This is a genomic window from Myxococcus sp. CA033 (assembly GCF_013336625.1).
In the GTDB taxonomy this organism is placed as follows: Bacteria; Myxococcota; Myxococcia; order Myxococcales; family Myxococcaceae; genus Myxococcus; species Myxococcus llanfairpwllgwyngyllgogerychwyrndrobwllllantysiliogogogochensis.
Genome location: NZ_JABUMU010000021.1, coordinates 16,962 through 42,986, shown reverse-complemented (window position 1 = coordinate 42,986; position 26,025 = coordinate 16,962). Strand labels below are relative to the sequence as shown.

Annotated in this window: 14 protein-coding genes; 6 read left to right on the top strand and 8 right to left on the bottom strand. The window is 69.3% G+C overall.

Features of this window, described 5'->3' with window-relative positions:
- Positions 1 to 27 precede the first annotated feature (27 nt).
- The 3 genes from HUA78_RS34180 to HUA78_RS46825 form a co-directional block, all read right to left on the bottom strand.
- Positions 28 to 801 carry a 1-acyl-sn-glycerol-3-phosphate acyltransferase gene (locus tag HUA78_RS34180; RefSeq protein WP_141645157.1) on the bottom strand — a complete coding sequence of 258 codons (774 nt, stop codon included), beginning with the start codon at positions 799 to 801 and terminating at the stop codon, positions 28 to 30.
- Positions 802 to 821: 20 nt separating this feature from the next.
- Positions 822 to 1,604: an exodeoxyribonuclease III gene (locus HUA78_RS34175; protein ID WP_174478076.1), complete on the bottom strand. Its 783-nt coding sequence runs from the start codon at positions 1,602 to 1,604 to the stop codon at positions 822 to 824.
- Between the two features lie 81 nt (positions 1,605 to 1,685).
- A complete protein-coding gene (locus HUA78_RS46825; RefSeq protein ID WP_254624051.1) occupies positions 1,686 to 6,002 on the bottom strand; it encodes a lamin tail domain-containing protein in 4,317 nt (1,438 codons plus the stop codon).
- A gap of 576 nt (positions 6,003 to 6,578) precedes the next feature.
- Between HUA78_RS46825 and HUA78_RS34155 the strand changes: the two genes are divergently transcribed.
- The 4 genes from HUA78_RS34155 to HUA78_RS34140 all read left to right on the top strand — a co-directional run bounded on the left by HUA78_RS34155 (position 6,579) and on the right by HUA78_RS34140 (position 16,951).
- Positions 6,579 to 11,747, top strand: coding sequence for a multicopper oxidase domain-containing protein (locus tag HUA78_RS34155; RefSeq protein WP_174478075.1), 5,169 nt, complete (start codon positions 6,579 to 6,581; stop codon positions 11,745 to 11,747).
- Between the two features lie 92 nt (positions 11,748 to 11,839).
- Positions 11,840 to 13,828: a YncE family protein gene (locus HUA78_RS34150; protein WP_174478074.1), complete on the top strand. Its 1,989-nt coding sequence runs from the start codon at positions 11,840 to 11,842 to the stop codon at positions 13,826 to 13,828.
- Complete coding sequence (locus tag HUA78_RS34145; RefSeq protein WP_254624050.1) at positions 13,825 to 14,958, top strand: SCO family protein; 1,134 nt, start codon at positions 13,825 to 13,827, stop codon at positions 14,956 to 14,958. The genes HUA78_RS34150 and HUA78_RS34145 overlap by 4 nt, the downstream gene beginning before the upstream one ends.
- 199 nt (positions 14,959 to 15,157) lie before the next feature.
- The gene (locus tag HUA78_RS34140; protein ID WP_254624049.1) at positions 15,158 to 16,951 is read left to right on the top strand and encodes an ABC transporter substrate-binding protein; all 1,794 of its coding nucleotides are present in this window, start codon (positions 15,158 to 15,160) and stop codon (positions 16,949 to 16,951) included.
- A gap of 66 nt (positions 16,952 to 17,017) precedes the next feature.
- Here HUA78_RS34140 and HUA78_RS34135 read toward each other — a convergent pair whose 3' ends face one another.
- The 3 genes from HUA78_RS34135 to HUA78_RS34125 all read right to left on the bottom strand — a co-directional run bounded on the left by HUA78_RS34135 (position 17,018) and on the right by HUA78_RS34125 (position 20,160).
- Positions 17,018 to 18,415, bottom strand: a complete 1,398-nt coding sequence (locus HUA78_RS34135; protein WP_174478073.1) for a HAMP domain-containing sensor histidine kinase — start codon at positions 18,413 to 18,415, stop codon at positions 17,018 to 17,020.
- Entirely contained in the window at positions 18,412 to 19,101 is a 690-nt protein-coding gene (locus tag HUA78_RS34130; protein ID WP_141645150.1) for a response regulator transcription factor, read from the bottom strand. The genes HUA78_RS34135 and HUA78_RS34130 overlap by 4 nt, the downstream gene beginning before the upstream one ends.
- An 84-nt stretch (positions 19,102 to 19,185) precedes the next feature.
- Positions 19,186 to 20,160, bottom strand: coding sequence for an alpha/beta fold hydrolase (locus HUA78_RS34125; RefSeq protein ID WP_174466095.1), 975 nt, complete (start codon positions 20,158 to 20,160; stop codon positions 19,186 to 19,188).
- A 118-nt stretch (positions 20,161 to 20,278) separates the two neighbouring features.
- Here HUA78_RS34125 and HUA78_RS34120 point away from each other — a divergent pair, with 118 nt between their 5' ends.
- A complete protein-coding gene (locus tag HUA78_RS34120; RefSeq protein ID WP_174466094.1) occupies positions 20,279 to 21,070 on the top strand; it encodes a phytanoyl-CoA dioxygenase family protein in 792 nt (263 codons plus the stop codon).
- A gap of 21 nt (positions 21,071 to 21,091) precedes the next feature.
- On the opposite strand, the gene HUA78_RS34115 is transcribed toward HUA78_RS34120, so the two are convergent.
- Positions 21,092 to 23,155, bottom strand: coding sequence for an ATP-binding protein (locus HUA78_RS34115; protein WP_174478072.1), 2,064 nt, complete (start codon positions 23,153 to 23,155; stop codon positions 21,092 to 21,094).
- A gap of 137 nt (positions 23,156 to 23,292) precedes the next feature.
- Between HUA78_RS34115 and HUA78_RS34110 the strand changes: the two genes are divergently transcribed.
- A complete protein-coding gene (locus HUA78_RS34110; protein ID WP_174478071.1) occupies positions 23,293 to 24,081 on the top strand; it encodes a WbqC family protein in 789 nt (262 codons plus the stop codon).
- A 4-nt stretch (positions 24,082 to 24,085) separates the two neighbouring features.
- Here HUA78_RS34110 and HUA78_RS34105 read toward each other — a convergent pair whose 3' ends face one another.
- Complete coding sequence (locus HUA78_RS34105) at positions 24,086 to 25,870, bottom strand: ATPase (RefSeq protein WP_174459309.1); 1,785 nt, start codon at positions 25,868 to 25,870, stop codon at positions 24,086 to 24,088.
- Positions 25,871 to 26,025: the final 155 nt, after the last annotated feature.

Sequence of the window (26,025 nt, the reverse complement as noted above, 5' to 3'; positions counted from 1 at the left end):
ACGTCCCCTCCCAGCCCGCGTGGAGTGCTACGCGGCGCTGACGGTATCCGGGGCGGAGTCCGCGTCCCGGGTCAACGGCTGGAGCGAGGCGCGCAGCGAGAGGATCTGCTCGCGCGCCAGCGTCTTGAGCTTCTCCAGGTCATCCATCGTCATGCCCTTGGTGGAGATGGGCGTGCCCACCGTCACCATGCCGCGCGAGGTGGAGAAGCGCCACGAGTGCTTCGGCAGCGCCTTGCGCGTCCCGCTCACCGCCAGCGGCAGCACGTCCGCCTGACGCTCGATGGCCAGCCGGAACGCGCCGTCCTTGAAGGGCAACAGCTCGTCCGTCTTCGAGCGCGTGCCCTCCGGGAAGATCATCACCGGCATCCCCTTCTCCATCCACTCCTTGCAGCGCGCCATCGCGCCCGTGGCGGACTCGCGGTCTCCCCGGTGCACGGGGATGTCGCCAGCGAGGCTCATCATCCACCCCACCACGGGAATCTTGAAGAGGTTGGCCTTGCCCAGCCACTTCATCTCCCAGGGCAGATGGGAGATGAGGAACGGGTCCGCGTTGGACTCGTGGTTGCTCACCACCACCGTGTTGGGGGCCACCCGTTCCGGCACCGCGCCGTGCACCCGGAAGCGCCAGTACGGCGTCAGCTTCGCCGCGGTGACGCCCACCATCCGGAAGCACCGGCCCGTGGCATAGCGCGTCTTGTCGAACGGCAACGTGAAGATGGCGATGACGAGCTGAACGAAGAAACCGACCAGCGCGACGATTCCAATCTCGACCCAGGTCCAAATGGAGAGCAGTGCGTTCATGAGAGAGCCTCGAGCAATCGTCAGCGGACAGCGGAGTCCAGGTCCACGCTCACCGGGCAGTGGTCCGAACCCGACACGTCGGGGTGGATGGCGGCGCGCTTGACGTAGGCCATGGCTCCGGGAGACGCCAGGACGTAGTCGATACGCCAGCCGATGTTCTTCTCCCGCACCCCGAAGCGCTGGCTCCACCACGAGTAGTGGCCGCCGCCCTTGTGGAAGTGTCGGAAGCTGTCGACCCAGCCCGCCCGGAGCCACCGGTCCAGCTCCTCGCGCTCCTCCGGACGGAAGCCGCTCGTCTCGCGGTTCTCCCGGGGACGCGCCAGGTCGATGTCTTGATGCGCCGTGTTGAAGTCGCCCACCACCAGCACCCGCCCACCATCGCGCAGCGGCTTCTCCAGCTCCGCGAAGAGGCGTCGGTAGAAGGCCAGCTTGAAGGGGATGCGGCTCAGGTCCCGGTCCTTCCCGTTGCCGTTGGGGAAGTACACGTTGGCCACCGTGAGCTTGCCGAAGCGGGCGAGCTGGAGCCGGCCCTCCACGTCCATCTCCGGGATGCCCAGACGGGTCTCCACCGCGTCGGGTTCATCTCGGGAGAACAGGCCCACGCCGCTGTAACCAGGGCGCTCCGCGGACGAGAAGTGCGTCTTCCATCGGGGCGGGGTGCGGACCTCGTTGGGCAACTGGTCGGCGCGCGCGCGCACCTCCTGCAGCGCCACCACCTGCGCCCTCGCGCCCGACAACCACGGCAAGAAGCCCTTGCCGTGGGCCGAACGCAGTCCATTCACGTTCCATGAGACGACTCGCACGGAACGCTTATGACCCGGCCGGGCCGGGTTTTCCAGCCCCTACCGGTTCAGAGACCGGTAGGGGCCGGGGATGCCCGTCAACTACTCCGTGGCGCTGGAGGAGTTCTGGGGCTGACGCGTCGTCCGGAGGATGAAGTCGGACGCGTTGTCCTGCGAGTCATACCCGTTGCCAGCCGTCGCATCCGAGCCGTTCTCCATGGTCGCCGACGTGGAGGAGATGGTCGCCTTGCGCTCGAAGCTCCCCGCCGCCGCCGGCATGGAGGAGAAGGTCGTGCCCTCGGGGGCATCGCCGGTGCCGTAGGCGACCGCATCCACCGTGGCCGGGTCGTTCACGTTCACGCCCAGCCCCGGCGGGCCGATGCGCAGGTTGCCTCCGCCCGACGCGCTGGCCTGCATGGAGAAGACCGTGCCCCAGCTCGCATCGCCACTCACGGCGCCCGCGTACTGCCCGTGCACCACGAGGTAGAAGCCGCGAGGCTGGATGATGGCACCCGCCGGAAGCGTGGTGGACAGGTACGTGCCGCCAATCGCTCTCTTGTACTGGACCTTCCAGCCGGACAGGTCCACCGCGGTGGCGGTGGGGTTGAACAGCTCGATGAACTCGTCGTTCGCATTGCCCGCGCCCGCCGGAGCCGCCTCGCTGATGACGATGTGGTCCGCGCCCGTGGGCGCGTCCGTCACGCGAAGCTGCGCCGACACCGTCTGGCCATCCAGCGTGGCCACGACCAGGCCTTCACCGCTGGCGTTGGCCGCGACCAGGTCGAACTTGGCGGACAGCGTGTCGGCCCGCACCACCACCTGGGCCGGCACCGCGCCCAGGCTGGCCGGCTGCACCTCCAGGAACACCGTCGTGTCCACCGCCGGAGGCACATCCAGCGTCACCGTGAAGGCGAACGAGGAGCCCCCAGTCACCACGGCGACCTCGGGCGAGAGCTGCGCCAGCGCCGCCGGCTGATCCGCGGCCAGCACCTGCACCAGGGCATCGCGAGTCACGCCGCCCAGGCTGGCCGTCAACGTGGCCTTCTGCACGTCCGGATCCTGCGACGCGTCAGCGCTCAGGATGACGACCGCGGAACGCTGGCCCGCGGGGATCATCACCTGCCCACCCTCCACGGTGACAGCGGGGCTGGACGACGCCACCGTCACCACCGTGTCCTGGAGCGCCGGGCCGCTGAGCGTCACCGTCAGCGGCTCCGGGAACGTCGGGCCGCTGGAGCCCGAGCGCACGAACACGCCCGTGGGGGCCAGCGAGGCCAGCGTCGCCTCACCCGTCCCCGCGGGCACCAGGTCCGCGGCGGAGCGCGGCTCGATCTTCGAGTGGTCATTGCGCAGCTCCAGCACGCCGGTGATGGAGAAGAACCGGTCTCCCAGTGCCGGCATCGGGTACGTGTACAGGTAGTCGTTGATGCGCAGCGAGCTGTTCACCTCGAACTCACCGGTGGGCGCGCTTTCGCCGCCAGCCGGCGCGGGCGCGATGCTCGTCACGTCCACCTGAGACACCCGCACCAGCACGCCTTCCAGCGGTCCGGCGCGCAGGCCGCCCGTGGCGATCTCCGCGGGCGTCACCACCTGCGGAGCCGGCAGCGTGCTGCCCTGGCTGATGATGGTCGCCGTGGGCGTGGCGATCTGCAGCTGGCCGAAGTAGTTGGCCACCGTGCCGTTGACGTTCACTCGCACGCCCGCCACCACGTTGCTCGGGGGCGCGGTGCGGGTGAAGACGAAGACGCCGGAGTAGTCCGCGCCCTGGTAGCCCTGATCCAACGGGTTGACCTGGACGAAGTAGCCCGTGCTACCCACGCCGGTGACGGTGACGTTGGACAGGCCCACGCGCTGGCCCACCCACGCCGAGCCTCCACCCGGAGCCGGCTCCTTCACCTGGTAGATGGACAGCGGGCACGCCGTGTCGCCCGGGTTGGGAGACGCGCAGATGTCACACACGTCGCCGCGTCCGTCGCCATCCGCGTCGGCCTGGTCGGCGTTGGGCACGCCGGGGCAGTTGTCCACGGCGTTGATGACGCCGTCGGCATCCGAGTCGTTCGGGTTGGGCCGCGCGCACAGCGTGGTGTTCGCGTTCAGCGGGCACACGTCGCACGCGTCACCGACGTTGTCGCCGTCCTCGTCCCGCTGGAGGCCCTGGTCCATCGGGCGCACCGGGTTGAAGACCGCCGGGCAGTTGTCCTGCGCATCGGGGATGCCATCGCCGTCCACGTCGGTGCCGGTGGGGTCACCGGAGTAGACGGTGGAGCCCGTCACGGAGGCCGGGTAGCGGGAGTCCGTGGAGGCGCGGCGCGGCTCACACACCGGCTCGCTCGCCGGCACGGTGCAGGAGAACAGCGGGTAGGCGCCGTTGTTGCGCGATCTCAGCGTGTCCAGCGACGTGCTGATCTCCGACTGGAGGCACACCGAGCGCATCGCGCCGCACACGTCCAGCGTGTCGCAGCTCGCGCCACCCAGGGCGGTGACCACCGCCGCCTCACCGTAGAGCGGCGTGCCGCCGCGCATCGTCAGCACCACGTCCGCGGGCTCCGCCATGATGACGGCGCGGTACGGCGAGTCCACATGGCCGTTGAGCCGGAAGATGGCAACGTCCGCCAGCTTGCCCGGAGCCAGCGCGCCCGTGTTCGTGGCCTGGAACGCGTGGGCCGCGTTGCCAGTCACCATCGCCCACGTCTCCGCGTCGGTCAGCGAGTTGTTGAAGTAATCGCTGTCCAACGAGTCCGCGCAGCGCAGCTCACGCAGGACGTTCATGGAGCCGGAGCGCAGCCAGTCGGTGCCCAGCGCGATGTTCACGCCCAGGGACTTGTAGAGCGGGACGGCGGCGGTATCGCCATACAGGCCGATGTTGGATCGCGGCGACCAGACGAGGCTGCTGCCCTTGCCCGAAATCATGGAGATGTCGGCGGCGCGCAGCCCGATGCCATGGACGATGGCCGTACGCGGGCTGAGGATGTCCTGGCCACCGGACTGCTGACCGGAGAGGCAGAGGAACTCGTTGCGCGCGGTGCCCTCGATGCCCTCGGCGATGTGCGGCAGATAGGCCGAGGCGGCCGGAATGTCCGACGGCGTGTCGATGCCCGCGTAGCCACAGCCGCTCGCCACTTCGCGACCGTCGCTGTCGCTCAACGGGAACGTCTGGTAGTTCGCGCCCGAGCCCGCCCCCAGGCCTTCCTGGTTGCTGCCCGTCTCGGAGAGGTTCGGCGCGTCCAGGTTGCGCAGCAACCCCTTGGCGCCACCCGAGCCGGCGATGGACGTGGTGCCCGCGATGACCTGGCGCAGCTCACCCCAGCGAATCCCATCCGCGTTCGTCGTGCCGCCCGCGGAGATGCGCGTGTGGCCGTTGTTGCCTTCACGCCAGTCGTGGCGGTGCTCGTAGCGCTCTTCCACCGTCGAGCCGGTCGCCACGTAGGGCGCCGCCTGGAACGTGATGTGGTCATGCGAGTTGATGAGACCCGGCGACACCACCGCCTGCGGGCACGTCACGCGAGTGGCCGTGGACGCGCCTGGCGTCTGCGAGCAATCACAGCTCACGCACTGGATGATGCCCGCGGAGTCCACGAGCATCTGCCCACCCTGGTAGACCTTGTCCGGCGCCAGGATGATGCCCGTGAACAGTCGCGCGGCGCCGCCCGACTCCACCGAGCAGGACCCCGTCGGAGGAGGCGGCAGGTTCGCCGCCGGGCACATCACGACGGTCTCACCCGAGCCGGCGTCCGTGCCGGCATCGCTCCCCGAGCCCGCATCCGGCTCGCCAGTACCGGCGTCCGTCCCCGCATCCGTCTCCACCGGGCCGGCATCCGTGCCCGCGTCCGTCTCCACCGGGCCTGCATCCGTGCCCGCGTCCGTCTCCACCGGGCCGGCATCCGTGCCCGCGTCCGTCTCCACCGGGCCGGCATCCGTGCCCGCGTCCGTCTCCACTGGGCCGGCATCCGTGCCCGCGTCCGTCTCGACAGGACCGGCGTCCGTGCCCGCGTCCGTCTCCACCGGACCCGCATCCGTCTCCCCGGGGCCTGCGTCGATGCCGGCGTCCGTCTCGACAGGACCGGCGTCCGTCTCCACCTGGCCCGCATCCGTGCCCGCGTCCGTCTCCACCGGGCCAGCGTCCGTGCCCGAATCCGTGCCCGCGTCCGTCTCTACGGGACCCGCATCCGGCTCACCGGCATCCGGCTCACCCGCGTCAGGTACCGTGGGACCGGCATCCGTGCCCGCGTCAGGCGTCGGCTGACAGCTGCTTTCACAGCCATCCCCATTGGTGGTGTTGCCGTCGTCACAGCGCTCGCCACTTTCGACGACACCATTTCCACAGACAGGGTTGGAAGGAGGGTCGTCACCATCACAAGCTGAGACGACCAGGAGCAGCGCCGTGAGAGGCGCCAGCAGTTGGCGGAAAGACCAGGACATGTAGGGGACGCTCCGGAGTGGCAGACCTGCGGGGGCCTGAATCCTACAACCGTCATGCATCTTTCAATCAGCAAAATTTCAACAACACCGTAGCAAAATGCAACTCCGGGGGTGCTTTCCACCCCAGGAAAACTCGGGCAATTCCCGTGTTTTAGAGACTCTAAGGGTTAACCACCACATCCCTGTTCCTTTGAATCCTCTCAGACAACCTCCCAGTGCGGGCACGAAGTGTCGCGAGTCCGGACGCTTACGCGGAGTGTTTACTTCCCGTCGGCGACGCCCATAGTGAGACATCGGAAACACGGACTGGATGTCTGTGTTTCTTGAGAAGTCTCTCAGAAACACAAATGTCGCGTTTCACGGCTTAATCATGAAATCGCTCTCATCGAGGGCGGTTCAGGGGGATGTGTGTCTTCAACCAAGAATCGACAACACCCAGGGGGGAGACCCCTACCCGGAGGCCGGGTCGCGCCCACGCTCGGGCGATCCTTCCTGGCGGCCGCGCTGGTCTCCAGCCTCGCCTGCCAACCGGACGGAACCGACGCGTCCCTGCGGGCCGCTCCAGGCCACCAGCCCATGGCGCCCACGCAGGAGAAGCTGGTGGGGTCCTCTCCACAGGCGGTCGCGGAGCCCACGTGCGCGCGGACGATCTTCGCGGACGTGGTGGCGCTGGACCAGGTCTACACCTACAACCGGCTGGGCTCCTTCAACCCCACGGGCATGATCTACGCCCTCCGTGAGGACGTGGAGGCCATCAGCCCGAGCAAGCCCGCGGGGCCCGGCAACGCGCGGCTGAAGACGAACAAGCGCCCCCGCCCGCTCACGCTGCGCGCCAACGTGGGGGACTGCCTCCACGTGAAGTTCACCAACTGGCTGGCCCCCACCCGCTCGGAGATTCCCAGCGCGGAGGAGTCCCAGCCCGGCCCGAGCAAGGCGGGCGGCTCCACCACGCAGAGCTTCCTGCGCAAGCTCTTGCCGCTCTGGGTGTGGACGCCCTCGTATGACGCCGTCCTCTCGCTCATCAAGGGCGAGGCGGTGGGCGGCCGGTGGTTCTGGCTCGGCGAGGACAAGGAGGCGGACAGCGACCACCGCGACAACTCCCCCGCCACGCGCCACGCCTCCATCCACGTGCAGGGCCTGCAGTACCGGAACATCCTCTCCGACGGCGCCAACGTCGGCTACAACCCCAGCAGCCTCGTGCCCTCCGGAGGCTCGCTCGACTACGAGTGGTACGCCGACCACGAGGGCGTCTTCTTCTTCCACAGCATGGGAGCCTCGTTCGGCGGCGAGGGCGACGGAGGCTCCACCGCGCAGGGCCTCTTCGGCGCCGTCAACGTGGAGCCCGCGGGCAGCAGCTGGTACCGCTCCAAGGTGAGCGCGACCGTGCTCAAGTCCGTCACCACGGGCACCAACCCGGACGGCACGCCGCTCATCCAGTACGAGAAGCTGGATGACTCCAACCGGCCGTACCTGGCCATCCTGGACGCCAATCGACAGATCCGTCACGGCGACCTGGAGGCCATCATCACCGGCTACAAGGGCACGTCGGTGGGCACCCGGACGTCCATCGACCAGGGCCACTTCCGCGAACTCACGGCCATCTACCACGATGAAATCAAGGCGGTTCAGGCCTTCGACGAGCTGGAGTGGAACCCGACGTTCCACAGCGTCCGCGACGGCTTCGGGGTGAACTACGGCGTGGCGGGCCTGGGCGCGGAGCTCATCGCCAACCGCGCGAAGATTGGCCCCACCAAGGACTGCGTCACCTGCGAGTACGAGGAGTTCTTCCTCGAGTCCTGGGCCAATGGCGACCCGGCGATGAACGTGGAGAAGGACGCCTCAGGCAAGGCCGTGGCGGCGCTCTATCCGGACGACCCGACCAACGTGCACCACAGCTACCTGGGCGACCCGGTGCGCATCCGCAACATCCACGCGGGCCCCGCGGAGACCCACGTCTTCCACCTCCACGCCCACCAGTGGAAGTACTCCCCCGGCGCCCAGGACTCCAACTACCTGGACTCGCAGACGGTCAGCCCCGGCTCGGCCTTCACCTACGACATCAACTTCGGAGGCTCCGGCAACCGCAACCTCACCGTGGGCGACTCCATCCACCACTGCCACCTGTATCCCCACTTCGCCCAGGGCATGTGGGCGCTGTGGCGCGTGCATGACGTGTTCGAGGCCGGCACCAAGGACCGCGTGCTGCCCGACGCGGAGATCAAGAACGGCACCCCCAACCCGGCCGTCATCCCCATCCCCAGCCGGGCCATGCCGCCCATGCCCACGTATGTCGCCACCACGGTGAGCACGCCCTCGGGCCCGATGACGCGGCCCGCGTTCCCCGGCTATCCCTTCTACATCCCGGGCATGCCCGGCCGCCGGACGCCCCAGGCGCCCCTGGACCTGGAGTTCGACGGCGGTCTGCCGCGCCACATCGTCACCAACGCGGTGGGCCCGGTGGCCTATGGCAACTCGGGGCGCTTCGACGTGGACCCGACGGCGCTCAACATCAAGCTGCTGCCCCAGGCCGGCACCCCGACGGAGAAGGCCGCCATGGCCTTCCACTCCGGCGACTTCCCCAGCTCCGTCGGCGCCACCGCGCCGTCCATCGTGCCGCTGCACAACGACCCCGTCTTCGCGGAGACGGTGAAGTACTACCCCGGCTACACCGCGCTGGGCGGCACCGGGAAGTTCCTCGTCAACGGCCGGCCCCCTGTCGCCGGTGCACCCTTCGCGGACCCGTGTCCGGCGCGCACGACGAAGCGCAACTACCGCGCGACCTATCTCCAAATCGCTATGCAGCGGGTGAACCGGGCCGGCTGGCATGACCCGCAGGCGCGACTGATGGTGCTCAACGAGGACGTGCCTGCGACCCAGGACGGCAAGCGGCCTCCAGAGCCCTTCTTCTTCCGCGCCGAGTCGGGCGAGTGCATCAACTTCTACGCCACCAACCTCATCCCCGCGCACCTGGCACCGGATGACTTCCAGATCTACACGCCCACGGACATCATCGGTCAGCACATCCACCTGGTGAAGTTCGACGTGACGGCGGCGGACGGCGCCGGCAACGGCTGGAACTACGAGGACGGCACACTGTCCTCGGACACGGTGGCGCACCGCATCCACCTGGCCAACGCGGCGGGCGGCGCCTTCGTGGCGGATGGCAACGTGGGCGAGACGGGCGCGCGCGTGTACCTCACCGCGCCCGCGTCGCACCCGCGCATCCCCCGCGCGCCGGGCACCGCGCAGACCAGCGTGCAGCGCTGGTGGGCGGACCCGCTGCTCAGCGACTCGGGCAAGGAGCACCCGCTGGAGACCGTGTTCACCCACGACCACTTCGGCCCGTCGTCCCATCAGCAGCACGGCTTCTACGGCGCGTTGATCGTCGAACCGAAGGGCTCCAAGTGGAGGGACCCTCGCACGGGCATCTTCTACGGCTCGCGCGTGGCGGACGGTGGCCCGACGAGCTGGAGCGCGGACATCATCACCGCGAACCCGGCCAACAGCTTCCGCGAGTTCGCCATCGCCTTCGCGGACTACGTGCCCCTCTACGACGAGTGCGGCAAGCCGGTGAACCCGCCCAACTACAAGGAGGAGAAGCTGCCGTGGGCGGTCGGCTTCGAGTCCACACCCATGCCGGAGGCCATCAGCGCCGCCGACCCGGGCGGGATGACCATCAACTACCACAACGAGCCCATCCCCCACCGCATCTCCACTCGCCTCAGTTGCAGTGATCGGGTGCAGCGCAGCGGGACGCGCGGAGACATGGCCAACGTCTTCCGCTCGGACATCCACGGCGACCCGTACACGCCGGTGATGTACGGCAACCCGGGCGACAACATCCGCATCCGCCTCATCCAGGGCTCACAGGAGGAGCAGCACTCCTTCACCCTCCACGGCAACAAGTGGCTCAAGGAGCTGTACGACCCGGACAGCGGCTTCTACAACGCGCAGCCCATCGGCATCTCGGAGAAGTTCGAGTTCAACCTGACCGGCGGCCTGCCGCAAATCATCGGCCCGTACGAGACGGCGGACTACATGTACATGAGCGCTTCCACGGGCGACCTGTGGAACGGCATGTGGGGCATCCTCCGCACGACGAAGAACCGGCTGCGCAACACCCGCACCCTGGCGGACGTGGCCCTGCTGGCCGCGGACGAGAACCCGAAGCTCCAGTCTGTCGCCACCCGGGGCGCGGCGAACGGAGAGGTGCAGCCCTACCCGCCGTTCACCCTGCTGGACCTGCCCGACGAGGCGGGCCTGGAGGTGTTGGATCCGGAGAAGGAGCGCGACTCCGTGGAGGACTCCTACGAGGTGGACGAGACGGGCAAGCCGGTGAAGCAGCGCACCGTCGAGCACCTCATGGCGGACCGCGAGGGGATGATGCGAATCGACAAGGACCTGGTGCTCCAGTACGAGGCGCTCCAGTGGTTCGGCATCAAGCCCATCAAGACGGACTCGTGTCCGAAGGGCTCGCCGGTGCGGCTGTACCGGGTCTCCGCCATCGACGCGAAGAACCACATCGCCGGCAAGCGGCTCGTCTACAACGACGCGCACAAGATCTACGACCCGGACGCCATCATCTTCGCGCAGGACGCGCACCTGGCCGGGCTGAAGGCCGGCACGCGCAAGCCGGAGCCGCTCATCCTCAGGGCCCGCGCGGGTGAGTGCATCCAGGTCATCCTGACCAACCGGCTGCCATCCACCACCCTGCCGAAGTCGTACGTCTGGGCGCACCACTCGGCCATCACTCCGCGCTTCAACGTCAACCAGGTGCGGATGTCGAACCACGTGTCGCTGCATCCGCAGCTCGTCAACTACGACGTCAACGTGGACGACGGCGCCAACGTGGGCCTCAACGCGGTGCAGACGGTTCCGCCCGGCGGCACGCGCGCGTACCGGTGGTTCGCCGGTGAGTTCAAGAGCTCGCCGTTTGGCACCCCGTTCCCCTGGGGCCGCAGGACGCCCATGGAGTTCGGCATCGTCAACCTGCGCAACATGGCGGACGTGGTGAACCACGGCATGCACGGCGCCATCGGCGCGCTCGTCATCGAGCCCGCTGACGCCTCATGGACGGCCGACCCCGGCACCGAGGCCCAGGCCTACGTCTCGTACACCCGGGCCGACGGCAAGCCGGAGACGTTCCGCGAGTTCGTCGCCCTCTTCCAGGACGACCTGGGCCTGCACAGTGATGACTCCACCTTCTGGGACACGGATGGCCTGGAGAGCGGCACGGCGCTGCGCAACACGGCGGGAATCGACGACTCGCAAGACACCGGACAGAAGGGCTTCAACTATCGCACTGAGCCCCTGTGGGCCCGCCTGGGCGTGCCGCCCCAGACGGACATGGAGACGCTCAACGATTACGACCTGCGCGACATCTTGAGCTCCACCGCGCATGGCGACCCGGCCACGCCCGTGTTCGAGGTCAAGGTGAACGACCCGGTGCGCTGGCGCTTCGGCCATCCCTCCGGCCACTCACGTCAGCACGCCATCTCCATGCATGGCGCGGAGTGGCGCCGCAACCCGTGGCTCGCGGGCAGCCAGTCGCGCGTCATGGGCCCCAACGCCACGTCACCCATCATCTCCACCCAGGGCGGAGCGTCGGTGATGCAGTCGTACACGATGATCCCCGAGTACGGCGCGGGCGGTGCCTCCAGCGTCAAGGGCGACTACCTCTACCGGGACCACGCCAGCTTCCTGTGGAGCGCTGGCGGCCTGTGGGGCGTGTACCGGGTGAAGTAGCGGCTGCTCGCTGTCGGTTCCGGGCGACGCGGTCCACAGCTGACCGCGTCGCCCCCTTCTCTCTCTTCGGTGTCCCTGGAAGTCCCCGCACCATGCGCAAGAGCCTTGTCTTCACCACCCTCGGCCTGCTGTCCGTGGGCGCACTCAGCGCCGCCGGATGGAATCTCCGCGTTCGAGCACCGCCGGACGTCCCCGCGGCCGCGCCGCCCCTCCCCGCCCCGGAACCCGTCTTGGCCGAGCGCGAGGGTGTCTCGGTGCGGTTCGATTTATCGCTGACCCCTCGTCCCCGGGAGGCCGCGGCCGGCGCGCCGCTCCAGGGCACCGCGCGCTTCGTCCTCCAGGACGCGAAGTCCCACGCACCGCTCCAGGGCCGGCGTGTGCTCGGCTGGATGTCGCTGCGGGAGAAGGGCGCCGCGCCCCTGGACGACGCGGCCTGCACGGCGCGCGTGAAGACCTATCTGGGCGGGCTGCTCTCCGCTCGCGCGGACGTGGACCTGAACGCCTACTGGTTCCTCACCCTCAACCATGACCACACGGTGTCGGTCATCAACCCGCAGATCGCCTTCGAGCGCACCAAGCTGCACAGCCTCGTGTCCGTGGGCGGCGAGGCTGCCGACTGGGCGATGCTCAACGACCGCTCCGCGCTCTACGTGACGGTGGCCTCCGGCAACAGCGTGTCCGTGGTGGACATGGAGCGCTTCCTCGCGACGCGGACGGTGCGCGTGGGACAGCAGCCGGGCCGCATCGCGGTGGCGCCGGATGGCCGCACCGCGTGGGTGAGCAACGATGGGGACGGCACCGTGAGCGTCCTCGACACCGCGGCCCACGCGGAGGTGGAGACCCTGCGCGTGGGCGCGGGCCGCCACGAGTTCGCCTTCTCCGACGAGGGCCGCATCGCCTGGGTCACCAGCACCGAGGCGGACGTGCTGACCGCCGTGGACGTGGCCTCTCGCGAGGTGCTGGGCACCGTGAAGGTGGGCGTGGGCGCGGGTGACGTGGCCTGGAGCCCCGTGGCTCGAGCCCTCTTCGTGGTCCAACCCCGCTCCAGCGAGGTGCTGGTGGTGGACCCCGAGAAGCGCGAGGTGTCGCGGCGCATCGCCGTGAAGGCCGGGCCGGGCGCGCTGCGGTTCGACCGCTCCGCCCGCTGGGCCTTCCTGCTGTACCCGGAAGCGGGCGCGGTGGACGTCCTCGACGCCGCGCGCAGCCAGGTGGCCCACGCGCTCACCGGCTTCTCCGCGCCGGACTCCGTCGTGTTCACCGAGTCCTTCGGGTACGTGCGCAACACCACCAGCGGGCGCGTGTCCCTGGTGGACCTGAACACGTTGGAGGGCACCGGCACGCCCTCCGTGGTGAACGTCACCATGGGACAGCGCGCGCCCGAGGAGTCTCGTGGGTTGGGCCGCTCGGACCCCATCGCCGCGCTGCCCGAAGGCAACGGCGTCATCGTCGCCGGCACCGCGGACCGGGCCCTCTTCCTCTACCAGGAGGGAATGATGGCGCCGCGAGGCACCCACCTGAACTACGGCCGAGAGCCCCGCGCCGTGCGAGTCCTGGACCGCTCACTGCGCGAGGTGGAGGCAGGCGTCTACTCCGCCACGGCCACGGTGCGGGAGAACGGCACCTACGACGTGCAACTGCTCCTGGACAACCCCCGCGCCATCGTCTGCATGCAGTGGCAGGTGGGCGGCATTCCCGAGGACGCGGCGCTCGCGAAGAAGCTCCCGCTGACCCTCACTCCCGCGTTCGACCCGAAGACGCTGCTCACCGCCGGCACCACCACGCCGCTGCGCTTCAAGCTGGAGCCCACCCCGGGCATGACGGGCATGCCCCCCGTGCAGCCCGAGGAGATTCGCGTCCTCCTGTTCAAGACGCCCGGCACCTGGCAGTGGCGCACGGAGCCCCGGCGCACCGCCGACGGCGGCTTCGAGGTGGACTTCACCCCGCCGACACCGGGCCAGTACAAGCTCGTGGTGGGCGTCGAGAGTCGGAGCATCGACCTGGGCCGGCTGCCTCACTTCACCTTTGGCGTTGTCGAGGCTCCCGCCGCGACGACCGCGTCCGCTTCCGAGGTCCACCGATGATGCCGCGCCTGGTGTCTCCCCTGAAAATCAGCAGCCTCGCGCTGGCCCTGGTGTGGGCCCCTCTCGTGCTCGCGCAGGAGGTCGCGGTGCCGACGCACAGGGCCGCTTCCTCTGCCCCGTCGCTGGACGTGGAGGTGCCTGACGTGGCGCTGGTGGACCAGACGGGCCGCGAGGTGAAGCTGTGGACGGACCTGGTCCGCGGCCACACGGTGGCCATCAACTTCATCTTCACGCGCTGCAAGACCATCTGCTCGCCGATGACGGCGACGGTGGCACGGGTGCAGAAGGAGCTGGGCCCGCGGAGCAACGTGCGCTTCATCTCCATCACGCTGGACGTGGCCAACGACACACCCGAGCGCATGGCCAGGTTCGCCGAGCCCTTCAAGCCAGGCCCTGGCTGGTCCTTCCTCACGGGCGAACCGGCGAAGGTGAAGGAGGCGCTGGTGGCGCTCGGCGGCTATGTGCCGGACAAGGAGGCGCACCGTCCCACCGTCCTGGTGGGCAACGCGGTGTCGAACACGTGGACGCGTGTGGACGGGCTCGGCAGCCCGAGCGCCATCCTCTCCGCCATCCGTGAAGTCCAGGCCGCCTCCGCCGGCCCCACGGAGTTGGGGCCCCAGGCCCGTGACGCCGCAGCCCAGGACGCCGCCGCCGCGAAGTACTTCACCAACACGGAGCTGGTGGACCAGCACGGCAAGACGCACCGCTTCTACGAGGACCTGGTGCGTGGCCGGAAGGTGCTCATCAACTTCGCCTTCACCGCGTGCAAGGGCGCGTGCTCGCCCATCACGAAGCACCTGACGCAGGTGCAGGAGAAGCTCGGCGGGCGCGTGGGCAAGGACATCACGATGATCACCCTCTCGGTGGATCCCGCCAACGACACGCCGAAGAGCCTGGGCACCTTCACGAAGAAGCTCGGCGTCCAACCCGGCTGGTACTTCCTCACGGGCGCGAGGGAGAACATCACCCTCGTGCTCAAGAAGCTGGGGGGCTACGTCGATGACCCGGATGCGCACAACACCACGCTGCTCATCGGCGATTCGGCCACGGGGATGTGGGTGAAGTCTCCGGCGATGGCCCGCGTGGAGAACATCGTCTACGCCGTCGAGCACTTGAACGACCCGAGGTAACGGCATGCCGACGATGCATGACGGAGCCCGCGCACTCGGAGTCTCGCGAGGGGCGCGTGACGCGAGGTGGGTCCTCGCGGTCCTGGCATCGGTATGGCTGGGATGTAAACAGCCGGTCCCGGCTCCCGTGGACCCGCAGGCAGCGAAGCGAGGGCGAAGCCTCTTCCAGCGCGGACAGAGCGTCCGCGGAGCGCCTCTCATGGGCTTCCTCGCGCCCGAGCGCGTGGAGCTGAGTGGTGAGGTGGCCGCATGCGCCCGTTGTCATGGACCTTCGGGTCGTGGCAGTCGCGAAGGCGGCGTGGAGGTGCCCGACATCACACCCGGCGCCCTCGGACATTCGCGCACGCGGGCGGTGGGCGAGGTCGAGGACCGTGCCCGCCCCGCGTACTCGCGTGCCACGTTGCTGCGTGCCATCACCGAGGGCCGCTCCGCGAGTGGACGCGAGCTGGGGATGACCATGCCTCGCTACGTGCTGGATGATGCGGAGCGAGAAGAGCTGCTCGCGTACCTGGAGCAGCTTGGCGAGCATCCAGACCCGGGAGTCTCCCCCACTACGCTCACGGTGGGCGCGGCGCTGCCCCTCACGGGAAGGCTGGGGCCGCTGGGACAGGAGGCGGCAGCCGTGGTGCGCGCGGTGTTCGCGGACGTGAACGCCAGTGGTGGCATCTTCCGAAGGAAGCTGGAGCTGATTGTCGAAGACGACGCCGCGCTCCATGAACCACGCAACGTGACTCGTTCGAACGCTGAGACCACCACGGGGTTGCTGGCACGTGAGAACCCGACCCGGGTGGAGACAGAAGGTCCCCACCGCATCGCTACACCGCCCCCCTCGGACACAACCACGAGGTTGCTGGCGCGTGCGAACCCAACATTGGTGGAGACAGAAAGTTCCCAGCGCATCGCGACGCCTCCTCCCCCGGACGCCACCATCGCGTCGAAAGGGCGCGGGAATCCGTCGAGGATGGTGGAAGACGCCGCCGCGATCATCGCCGCACCGAGCGCGACGCCGCCTCCCCTGAACGCCACGACTACGTCCGAGGAGCGTGGGAGTCCGTCGCGGGTGGTGGAAGCTGCCGCCGCGCCGATCGTGACGCCGCCTCGCCCGGACGCAACCACGCGGCTACTGGACCGAGGCGTACTCGCGCTCGTGGCCAGCATGCGCCGGGGTCCACTTCCTTCGGACACAAGGCTCGCCGAGGAAGGTGCGCCCCTCGTGCTGCCACTGGCCTTGACCGGAGGCACTTCAGATGAGGACAGCCCCGTGTTCTTCCTGTACCCGGATGAGCCCTCACTCGCGCGACTGGCGGTGCAGTCTCTCGCGATCACACGCGAGTCCGAGCTGCGACGAAAGCCCCTGGTCATCGTCCACACAGGAGGAGAAGCGGGACAGGCCTGGGCACAGGCCGTGCGCGCCGAGACGACTCGTCGGGAGTTCCTCTCCCCCGTGGAGCTGACACTCCCGGATGGGAATCTCCCGATGGAGCGCTGGGCCTCCGCGCCGCCGCCCGCCGTGTTGTACGCGGGAACCCCCGAGGGACTGGCCACCTTGCTGCGCGCCCTGGAGGCCGGTGCCCCCACGGTGCGAGTCCTCGCGCCCGCGAGTCTCGCCATCCCCGAGGTGGTGGGCGCATCGACCGCGCGCATCCACTTCCTCTACCCCGCAGGACTTGGAGAGCGCGCCCCCGAGCTGAAGGACTTCGTCGCGTTCATGAAGCGCCACGGCCTGGCTCCAGGGCACTCCTCGTTTCAATTCGGCGCCTACGCCGCCGCACGTGTACTGGTGGAAGCCCTCACCCGTACGGGCGCGGAGGTCACTCGCGCCAGCCTGACGCAACAGTTGGAAGCCCTGCGCGACTTCGACACCGGCGTCTCCCCTCCCGTCACCTTCGGCGTCAATCGCCACGTGGGCATCCAGGGAGGACAACTCGCTGCGTTGGACCCCACCACGAACCAGCTCGTCGCCGCGTCCGACTGGATGCCGCTGACACCCTAGCGAAGGGTGTGCGGGCATCCGGCCCATGTCCCCGCCTGATGCACGTCAAGGAGCACCAGCAGCCCCTCACGCCGCCGCATGCAGCGCCACCGGCACCTCGATGACCATCTCCGTCCCGGAGTCCCTCGGCTCCGGAGCGACGTAGGCGCGGCCACCGTGTTGCTCCGCCACTTCGCGGACGATGGCCAGCCCCAGGCCGGTGCCTGACGTGTGCACGCCATCCAACACGCGATGGAACGGCTCGAACACGGCCTCGCGCTCGGCCCGAGGGATGCCCGGTCCCAGGTCCGCCACGCGCACCTGATAGCGCCCTCCCTCCCGCATCAGCCGCACGTGAATCTCTCCTCCCTCGGGCGAGAACTTCAGGGCATTGGAGAGCAGGTTGTCCACGGCCTGCCGCAAGCCCCCCGCATCGAAGCTCGCTTCGGCGGGACCGGGCGCATCCAATCGAATCAGCATCCCCCGCCGCTCCGCTTCCGCACGGGCGCCCTCCACCGCCTGCATGACGAGCTGAGACAGGTCTCCCCGCTTCCGGTCCCACGCCCCCCGCCCCGCCACCGCGAGGTCCAGGAGGTTGCCCGCGAGCACCGCCAACCGGTCCACCTCTCGCCGCGAGTCGAGCATGCTGGCGCGCAGCTCCTCCGGTGTCCTCTCTCTCCGCAACGCCAGGTCCATGCTGGTGCGCATCAGCGTGAGCGGAGTGCGCAGCTCATGCGCCGCGCCCGCGATGAGTCGCTCCTGCGTCTCTCGCGCGCCGCGCAGCCGCTCCGTCGCTTCCGCCAGCACCGCTCGCAACTGGCCAATCTCGTCCCGCTCCTGGTCCTCCACGGGAGCACGAGAGAAGTCGCCTTCACGCAACTGGCCCAGGTGCCGGGTGATGGCCGCCAGCCTTCGCGCCAACGTCCTCGCCTGTGTCGTCTGCAGCACCAGCAAGGCCAGCCCCAGCATCGCCGACAGCGAGAAGGCCATCCGGTAGTACGTCACCACCGAGCCATCCACCTGCCCCAGCGACGCCGACAACCGCAGCGCATAGCGCTCACCGTGCGGAGAGCGCACATTCACGCGCACCTCACGCCACCGCTCTCCATCCGGGGCGACCTGCGTCACCAGCTGGGGCTCGCCCCCGGGCGCCCCTGGAACGAGTCGCTCCTCCAGGCCCGTCACACCCGCTGGACCTTGCGGGTACCTCACCACGAGCGTTCCATCCGGCCCGTAGAGATAGCCATGGGGCGCGAAGGGCCGCACCTGGTCGAGCAACGGAGACACCGCCATGTGCAGGTGGACCTTCTGCCCGGGACCATCGAAGAGGCTGACGCTCTCCACCGCCGCCTGCGCCAGCAGCGCACGGTCCAACGAGCGCTCCAGGTCATAGCGGAAGAGCTGTCCCGCCAGCCCCAGCGCGACGAGCATCGCCAGCGCGGGGACCAGGGCCCCCAGCAACCAGAGGCGCCGCGTGAGTGTCACGAGGCTTCATCCGTCGTGGACACCGTCAGCTTGTAGCCCACGCCGCGCACGGAGCGGATGGTGACGTCGGAGGCCTGCAAGCGCTCCAGCTTCGCGCGCAGATAGCCCACGTACACATCCAGCACATTGCCATGCCCCTCGAAGTCCGGGCCCCAGGCCTGGGTCATCAACCGGGCGCGCACCTGCGCTTCACCCGGGTGTTTCGCCAGCGCGGAGAAGAGCGCGAACTCCCGGGCCGTCAGCGGCTCCTCGCGTCCACCCCGGCACAGCACCCGGCGGCGGGGGTCCATCACCACGCCGCCCAGTCGCACGGGGCCATCTTCTGATTCACCCCGCCGAGCCAACGCCTCCAACCGCGCCAGCAGCTCCTCGAAGTCGAAGGGCTTCACCAGGTAATCGTCCGCGCCCGAGCGCAGCCCCATCACCTTCTCCGGCGTGGTGCCACGCGCGGTGAGCATCAGCACCGGCGTGCGAACCCCCACGCTCCGCCAGTGCTTGAGCAGGGTGACGCCATCGACCTCCGGGAGCGCCCAGTCCAGGACGATGACTTCGTATCCATCCCGGGTGCCGAGCTCCAACGCCTCGCGTCCTCGGGTGCAGACCTCGACGGTGTGGCCCTCCTCCGTCAATCCCCGCTGGAGCAGGGCCACCATCTTCTCTTCGTCCTCGACGAGCAAAAGTCTCAAGTACACGCCCCCCTGCGTGCCCAGCTTTTCACGCCCCGTGGGCGCGTTGCCAGTGCCATCCAGGTGACGGCCGCGCCCTGGGGCTCACGACGGAGAGGAGGGCCGTGACTCGCGAGACGACGGGGAGGCGTCGGGCCGCATCCCATGTTCGATGAGGAAGGAGCGCACGGCGTCGGAGATCTCCGTCCCCGCTTCCAGCAGCCCCGCGTGGCCCGCGTCATCCACCTGCATCCAGTGGGCATGCGGCAGTGCATCGCGCATGCGGATCATCTCCCGCAGGGGCACCAGGGTATCGTCGCGCGCGGCGATGATGAGCGTGGGTATCTTCACGGAGGGCAGCACGTCCCACGCGTGGCCTTCCGCCAGCCCGCGCAGCGTGTACCAGTAGGCCCGCGGACTCATCGTTCGCAGCGCCCGCAGGAACTCACTGATGTCGTCCCGAGGCGCGCGAGGCCGCAAGGCCCCCACCGCGCGCGCCAGGGGATAGGCGAAGCGGCTGCCCAGCACCGCGCGCACCACCGGGGTGGCCAGCGGCACCGCGGGGGTCGCCATCCGGAAGACCTCGCGGACGGTGGACAGGGCGGCGCGCGCGGCCAGGCGCGGGTCTCCCGAGCCCGGAGCCCCGGGTGTGCCGGCGATGAGCGTCATCGCGGGCACCAGGTCCGGCCGTCGCCGATACAGCTCCAGCAGGACGCGCACGCCCATGGAGAAGGCCACCTGGTGAGGAGGGCGGCCGTCTCCGCGAGCCATCACCTCCTCTGTGATTCGCTCCAGGTCTCCCACGTGCACGGAGACGTCGTAGTCGCCACCGCGCGACTCCTCGCTGCCACCGTGCCCCCGGTAGTTCCAGTGCACCACCCGGTGGTCCTGCTCCAGGCTGGTGACGATGTGCCGCCAGAAGTTCTCCGACGTGCCAATGCCGTTGCTCAGCAACACCGTGGCACGCGACCTCAGGACGCCTTCCGAGGCCTGCTCGTGCAGGTCACCGAAATGGGTGTGCCAGGCCACCCGGGTCCCATCCGGAGCGACGACGTAACGCGTGGTGCGACGATAGGGCATGCCCCTTCACCATGGTGCGGGGACGGCGGGCGCGCAAGCGGTCCGTCCCCGCGTCCGCGGTGCGGAACACCGTCCCGTGACACTCCCACCCATGGAGCGTCCGGGGTATGAGGGCGCCATGCTTCGTGAGGATGCGGAGGACGTCGATATCGAGAGGGCGCTCGCGCACTACGCCGAGCACGGCTATGCCCGGCTGGGTCGAGTCCTGGACGAGTCGGGACTGGAGGCCCTGCGCGAGCGTGCGGACGACCTCATGCTCGGCCGGGTGACCTACCCCGGCATGTTCTTCCAGCCAGATGCGTCCACCGGTCGATACGAGGATGCCCCCCTGGGCCTGGGCTGGCAGGGACCCTCGCTGGACTACCGCAAGCTGGAGAAGCTGGAGAAGGACCCTCGCTTCCTCGCGTGGATGGAGAACCCGCTGTTCGAGCGCGTCGTCCGCGCGCGCATCCCCGGCGACATCGTCCTCTATCGCGCCATCCTCTTTCACAAGGGTCAGGCTGGCGGCAGCAACCTGCCCTGGCACCAGGATGGCGGTCGGCTGTGGGGCCTCACCCGAGAGCCGGAGCTCCAGCTCTGGACGGCCCTGGATGACGCCCCCGAGGACGGTGGCTGTCTGGAAGTGGTGCCCGGCAGCCACAAGGCCGGACTGGTGACGGAGCTCGGCGGAGTCATTCCTCCGGACGCCGTGGCCGCCCGGGACGCGGAGCGCCGCGCCCTGCCCCTCCCCGCGCTCGCGGGCGAGGTCATCCTCATCCACAACCACCTGTGGCACCGCTCCGGCAGAGGCCGCCCCGGCCTGCGCCGCCGCGCCTTCTCCGCCTGCTACATGAGCGCGGACACCCGCTGTGTGCGCAAGAAGAAGGCCCCGCGCGTCTTCCCGCCCATGTTCCGCCACCAGGCCCCGTGACGGCGCGGGCCGCGCGACGGCTCAGCCCACCAGGTGCAGGCGAGGCGTCGGCGACGTCAGCTCCCGCGCGCGCTGGCCCACGGGCAGCGACACCCGGAAGATGCTGCCCCGGCCCACCTCGCTCTCCACCGAGATGTCCCCGCCGAAGCCGGTGACGATGCCGTGGCAGATGGACAGGCCCAGGCCGGTGCCCTCGCCCACGGGCTTGGTGGTGAAGAACGGGTCGAAGATGCGCGCGCACACCTCCGGCGTCATGCCCACGCCGGTGTCGTGCACCTCGACGATGACCCGATCTCCCAACGGGCGCAGGATGACGCGCACCTCGTTGTGCTCCGGCTTGCCTTCGGGAATGGATTGCGCGGCGTTGATGAGCAGGTTGAGGAACACCTGACCGAAGCGCCCCTCGTTGCCCTCCACCGAAGGCACGTCGCGGTAGTCGCGGATGATCTGCGCGCGCATCTTCAGCTCGCCGCGCGCCATGGTGATGGCGGACTCCAGCACCGCCTGGAGGTTGACGGCGGTGGCCACCTCGTCGTCCCCGCGCGAGAAGGTCCTCAAGTCGCGGACGATCTGCCGCACCCGGTGCGCGCCATCCACCGCCTCGCGCAGCACCTCCTCCATCTCGGACGTGCGCCCCAGCGGCAGCTCGCGCGCCACGGACTGGAGCTCCACGGACAGGAAGGACAGGTTGGAGAGCACGAAGGCGAGCGGGTTGTTGATTTCGTGCGCCACCCCCGCCGCCAGCGTGCCCACCGCCGCCAGCCGGTCCGACACCACGAGCTGCGCCTGCATCGCCTTGCGGTCCGTCACGTCCAGCGCCACCCCGCCCAGGAGCCTGCGCCCCGAGTGCTCCTTCACGATGAAGCGATACGTGAGCCAGAACCGCTCGGACCCGTCCGGCGAGGGCACCATGCCTTCCGTCGCGCTGGGCTGCCCCGACTCGAGCACCGCCTGGTCCTCGCGGCGCACGTGCTCCGCCGACGCGGGCGGCATCAGGTTCATGTCATCCAGGCGATCCAGGCTCGCGGTCTCCGACAGGCCGAAGAAGCGGCGGTACGGCTCGTTCACCCAGATGCGGCGGCCCTGCTCGTCCTTCATGTAGGCCACCGCCGGACTGTGGTTCATGAAGGCCGCGAACAGCGCCTGCGACTCCTGCAGGGCCGCGAGCGCCGCGGCGCGCTCCTCCATCAAGGCATGACGCGCCTCGGCCTCGGCCGCGTTGCCCATGGCCGCGCCCAACAGACCCGCCATCAGCTCCAGCGTGCGCACGTCCCGGTCATCGAAGGCGTTCGGATGACGGGAGATGAGGTTCAACGCGCCCACCGGCCGCGCCTCACGCCACAGCGGGACACACACCATGGAGCGAGCGCCCACCTGTCGCGTGGCGCGCACGTTGACGCGCACGTCGTCCTCGGTGTCGTCGGTGCGCATCACCTCGCCACGCAGCAGGCTGGTGCCGGTGAGGCTCCCCTCCACCGGGAGGCGGAAGCCCATATGGGCCAACAGACTGCCCGTGGCCACGCGGTACTGCGCGTACCCATCCTCCAGCAGGGCCACCGCCGCGCCGTCCGCGCCGCAGAGCTCACGCGCGCGCTCGCACAAGAGGCGCATCACCCCAGACAGGTCCAGCCCCGCCAGCGCCACGTCCGCCTGCGTCTGGATGATGGAGGCCAGCCGCTCCAGCTCACCGCGCGCCGCCGCCTCCGTGCTCTGGTGGTGTCGGCGCTTCGCCGCGCGACGCTCCAGCAGGTGCCTGCGCGCGCGCACCTCCACCGAAGAGACGGGCACGACGAGCAGCTCGTCCACCCCCGCCGCCAGCAGGGGCGCCAGGACCTCCTCCGTCGCGGAGCGGGACACTCCCAGTACCAGGGGCTCCTCGGGCCGCGCCCGCGCTCGCAGCGCGTCCAGCCAGCGCGCGTCCTCCGCGAGCGACTCGGCCTCGACGATGAGCACGTCCACCCGGCCATGCACCAGCTCCGCGCCGGCCTCCGAGGCGTCCGCGCGAACGAGCACCTCCTGCCCCTGGCGCTGAAGCTCCTCCGCCACGGGGTGCCTCGGGTCAGCGCTGATGCACAGGTACTTCATCCGTTCCTTCCCGCCGCGGCGAAGGTCCCTGGCCGTCTTTGGAATGTTACAGTCTAGCAGCAGGCTGAATCCACCGCGCCGGTCCAGAGTGAGGGGCCGACCCAACCCAGGACGTCTCAGCAGAAGAGAGGCCGTGAGTGTCGGGCAGTCCAGGAGTCGTCGTCGCCGAGCAACCCCACTACCTGCCCTGGGTGGACTTCTACGAGCAGGTGGCGCGCGCGGGCACGTTGTTGGTGCTCGACAATGTGCAATGGCTGCGGCGCGGTTGGCAACGCAGGACGCGTGTGGCCTTGCCAGCGAATGTGCCCACACCTCCGCCCACCGAGCCTGGCTTCCAATGGCTGTCCATTCCGCTGGAGGACCCACACCGCGACACGCTCATCGGCGAGCTGGCCGTGGACACCCGACAGCCCTGGGCACGCAAGCACCTGAGCAGGCTGGTGACGCTGTATGGGCAAAGGCCCCATTTCGCCACCCAGGTACTTCCGTTGCTGGAGCCCTTCTACGACAGTGTGGCACGTGAAGCCGGTCCGGGCTCGCTGCTGCGGGTCCTCCTGGGGAGCACCGCGCTCTTCCACGAATCGCTGGGGCTGAAGCCAGACATCCTCCTGGCGTCCACGCTGGAGCGCCAGGGCGACGAGAAGTCCGCGCGACTGGTGGAGTACTGCCGGCAGCTGAAGGCCCACACGTACTACTCCGGGCTGGGCTCCTCGCTGTACCTCCAGGTGAGCCTGTTCCGGGACGCGGACGTGCGCGTGTTGTGGCAGCGCTTCCGGCACCCGCCCTACGCGCAGGGACGCGAGGGGAGATTCGTGCAGGGCCTGTCGATTGTCGACGTGCTGTCCAACGTCCCGGTGGAGGAGGTGCGCCGGTGGTTGGAGCCCTCGCCGTGGGGCCCCTTCGCACCGGCGCCAACCGGAAGCTGACGGCTCAGGTCGCGGAGGCCGCGGTGGTCCCCGAGGGCTTGTCGAAGCGCACGAAGTAGCTGCGCACGGCGGCGTCCAGCAAGGCGGGGTCCAGCTTCGGCTCCTGTCCCAGGTAGTGGGACATGTCGATGACCTGGTCCAGGAGGTCTCGAGGCTGGCAGGCCGCGAAGGGGCGGTCCGTCGGCCGGTAGTGCGAGTCGATGAGGTAGTCGATGGCGTTGGCGTTGTAGGCCACGCCCCGCTTGCGACACATGATTTCGAAGATCTGGTGGAACTGCTCTTCGTCCGGCCGTTGCACCTCCAGCTTGTAGCGGACGCGGCGCAGGAAGGCGTCGTCCACGAGGGCGCTGGGGTCCAGGTTGGTGGAGAAGGCGGCGAACACGTCGAAGGGCACCTGCAGCTTCTTGCCCGTGTGCAGGGTGAGCATGTCGATGTCGCTCTCCAGCGGGACAATCCACCGGTTGAGCAGATCTTTCGGCGACACCTTCTGCCGGCCGAAGTCGTCGATGAGGAGCATCCCGTTGCTGGCCTTCATCTGGAACGGGGCCTCGTAGTACTTCACCTCCGGCGAGTAGACGAGGTCGAGCATGTCCAGCGTCAGCTCACCGCCCACGACGACGAGCGGCCGACGGCAGCGCACCCAGCGCCGGTCATACGAGGCGCCCCCTTCATCCTCCACGGGCTTGTGGATGTTGGCGTCGAAGACCTTCACGACGAAGTCGTCGATGAGGATGGCGTGGGGGATGAAGATGTCCCCCTCGAAGCAGTTCACCATGCCCTGGCAGATGGCTGTCTTGCCATTGCCGGGGGGGCCGTAGAAGAAGATGGCGCGGCCGGAGTTCATCGCCGGGCCGATGCCGTCGTAGATGTAGTCGCGGATGACCAGGTCGCCGAACTTGTCCTGCATCCGCGCGCGGGTGATGCGATTGCCGCGCACCGTCTGCTTCTTCACCGCCGCGACGTACTCCTGGAAGGAGACGGGCGCGGGGCCGTTGTAACGGTTGCGGTCGGTGATCTGCCGCAGCATGTCCGTCACGAAGGTCGTCAGCTGGTAGATCATCGTGGACTTGCCGACACCGGACGCACCGCCGCCTCGGATGTCCACGTACTTCTGGCGGCGCAGGCCCTCGATGATGTCGTCGATGACGGACGAGGGGAGCTGGATACGGCTGGCCAGGTCCATGCCGCGCATCTCACCGGCGAAGAAGAGCGCCTTGAGGATGAGCTCCTCCACGAAGGTCGCCGTGAGGCCGGTCTCCTCCAGGGTGCGAGGCTGGCTGGGCCAGAAGCGCTCCTGGGACCCCGCGTTCGGGTCCAACGCTCGCCGGGAGCTGGTGCCAGGGGTGCGCCGCTCGGGGCCCGCATAGGACGCTGGAGGCGGAATGGTCCGCCGTTCCTGTCCGCTGGGGGGCGGCGCCGCGGGGGCGGCCGCCTGGGGGCGACGCTCGGCGCCGGGCGCGGCGGGGGGGCGGCGCTCCTGGTTGGAGACGATGACGGACGGCAGCGGGCCGGATTGCAGGGGCGAGCGGGGCGCCGCGGGAGGCCCGGGGCGGCGTTCGGTGGGGTACTCCGGCTCCTCGGACTGCGGGGCGGAGGGACGTTGGGGGGCCGCGGGCCGGCGCTCGGGGAGCGAGGGGGCGGAGCCCGTCATCCCGGGGCGGGGACGCGGGGGGGAGCTGAGCACCGGGTTGGGTGTATCTGGGACGGAAGGCGTCTCGGTGGGAGTAGCGCTGCGGCTCGAATCGTCGCTCGGCCCGCCGGCCGGGGACGGCCTCCTGAACAGGGTCATTCGGTGCTCGCTCCAGGGTGTTCAGCGCGGAGCCTACTCTAAATACCCGGTATCAACGAGGCAGCTGGGCGTCGGTGGCGTCGGCCATGATGCGCCCGCCTCCGTCCAGGAGGCGGCCCGAACCCCCTTGCGGTCGACACCAGCGGGCCTGACTC

Excerpts from the sequence above, each read along its gene's own strand:
- HUA78_RS34140 (WP_254624049.1), top strand. The coding sequence starts at position 15,158 with ATGGGCTTCCTCGCGCCCGAGCGCGTGGAGCTGAGTGGTGAGGTGGCC.
- HUA78_RS34145 (WP_254624050.1), top strand. The coding sequence starts at position 13,825 with ATGATGCCGCGCCTGGTGTCTCCCCTGAAAATCAGCAGCCTCGCGCTG.
- HUA78_RS34150 (WP_174478074.1), top strand. The coding sequence starts at position 11,840 with ATGCGCAAGAGCCTTGTCTTCACCACCCTCGGCCTGCTGTCCGTGGGC.
- HUA78_RS34105 (WP_174459309.1), bottom strand. The coding sequence starts at position 25,870 with ATGACCCTGTTCAGGAGGCCGTCCCCGGCCGGCGGGCCGAGCGACGAT.
- HUA78_RS34180 (WP_141645157.1), bottom strand. The coding sequence starts at position 801 with ATGAACGCACTGCTCTCCATTTGGACCTGGGTCGAGATTGGAATCGTC.
- HUA78_RS46825 (WP_254624051.1), bottom strand. The coding sequence starts at position 6,002 with ATGTCCTGGTCTTTCCGCCAACTGCTGGCGCCTCTCACGGCGCTGCTC.
- HUA78_RS34125 (WP_174466095.1), bottom strand. The coding sequence starts at position 20,160 with ATGCCCTATCGTCGCACCACGCGTTACGTCGTCGCTCCGGATGGGACC.
- HUA78_RS34155 (WP_174478075.1), top strand. The coding sequence starts at position 6,579 with ATGGCGCCCACGCAGGAGAAGCTGGTGGGGTCCTCTCCACAGGCGGTC.
- HUA78_RS34120 (WP_174466094.1), top strand. The coding sequence starts at position 20,279 with ATGCTTCGTGAGGATGCGGAGGACGTCGATATCGAGAGGGCGCTCGCG.
- HUA78_RS34115 (WP_174478072.1), bottom strand. The coding sequence starts at position 23,155 with ATGAAGTACCTGTGCATCAGCGCTGACCCGAGGCACCCCGTGGCGGAG.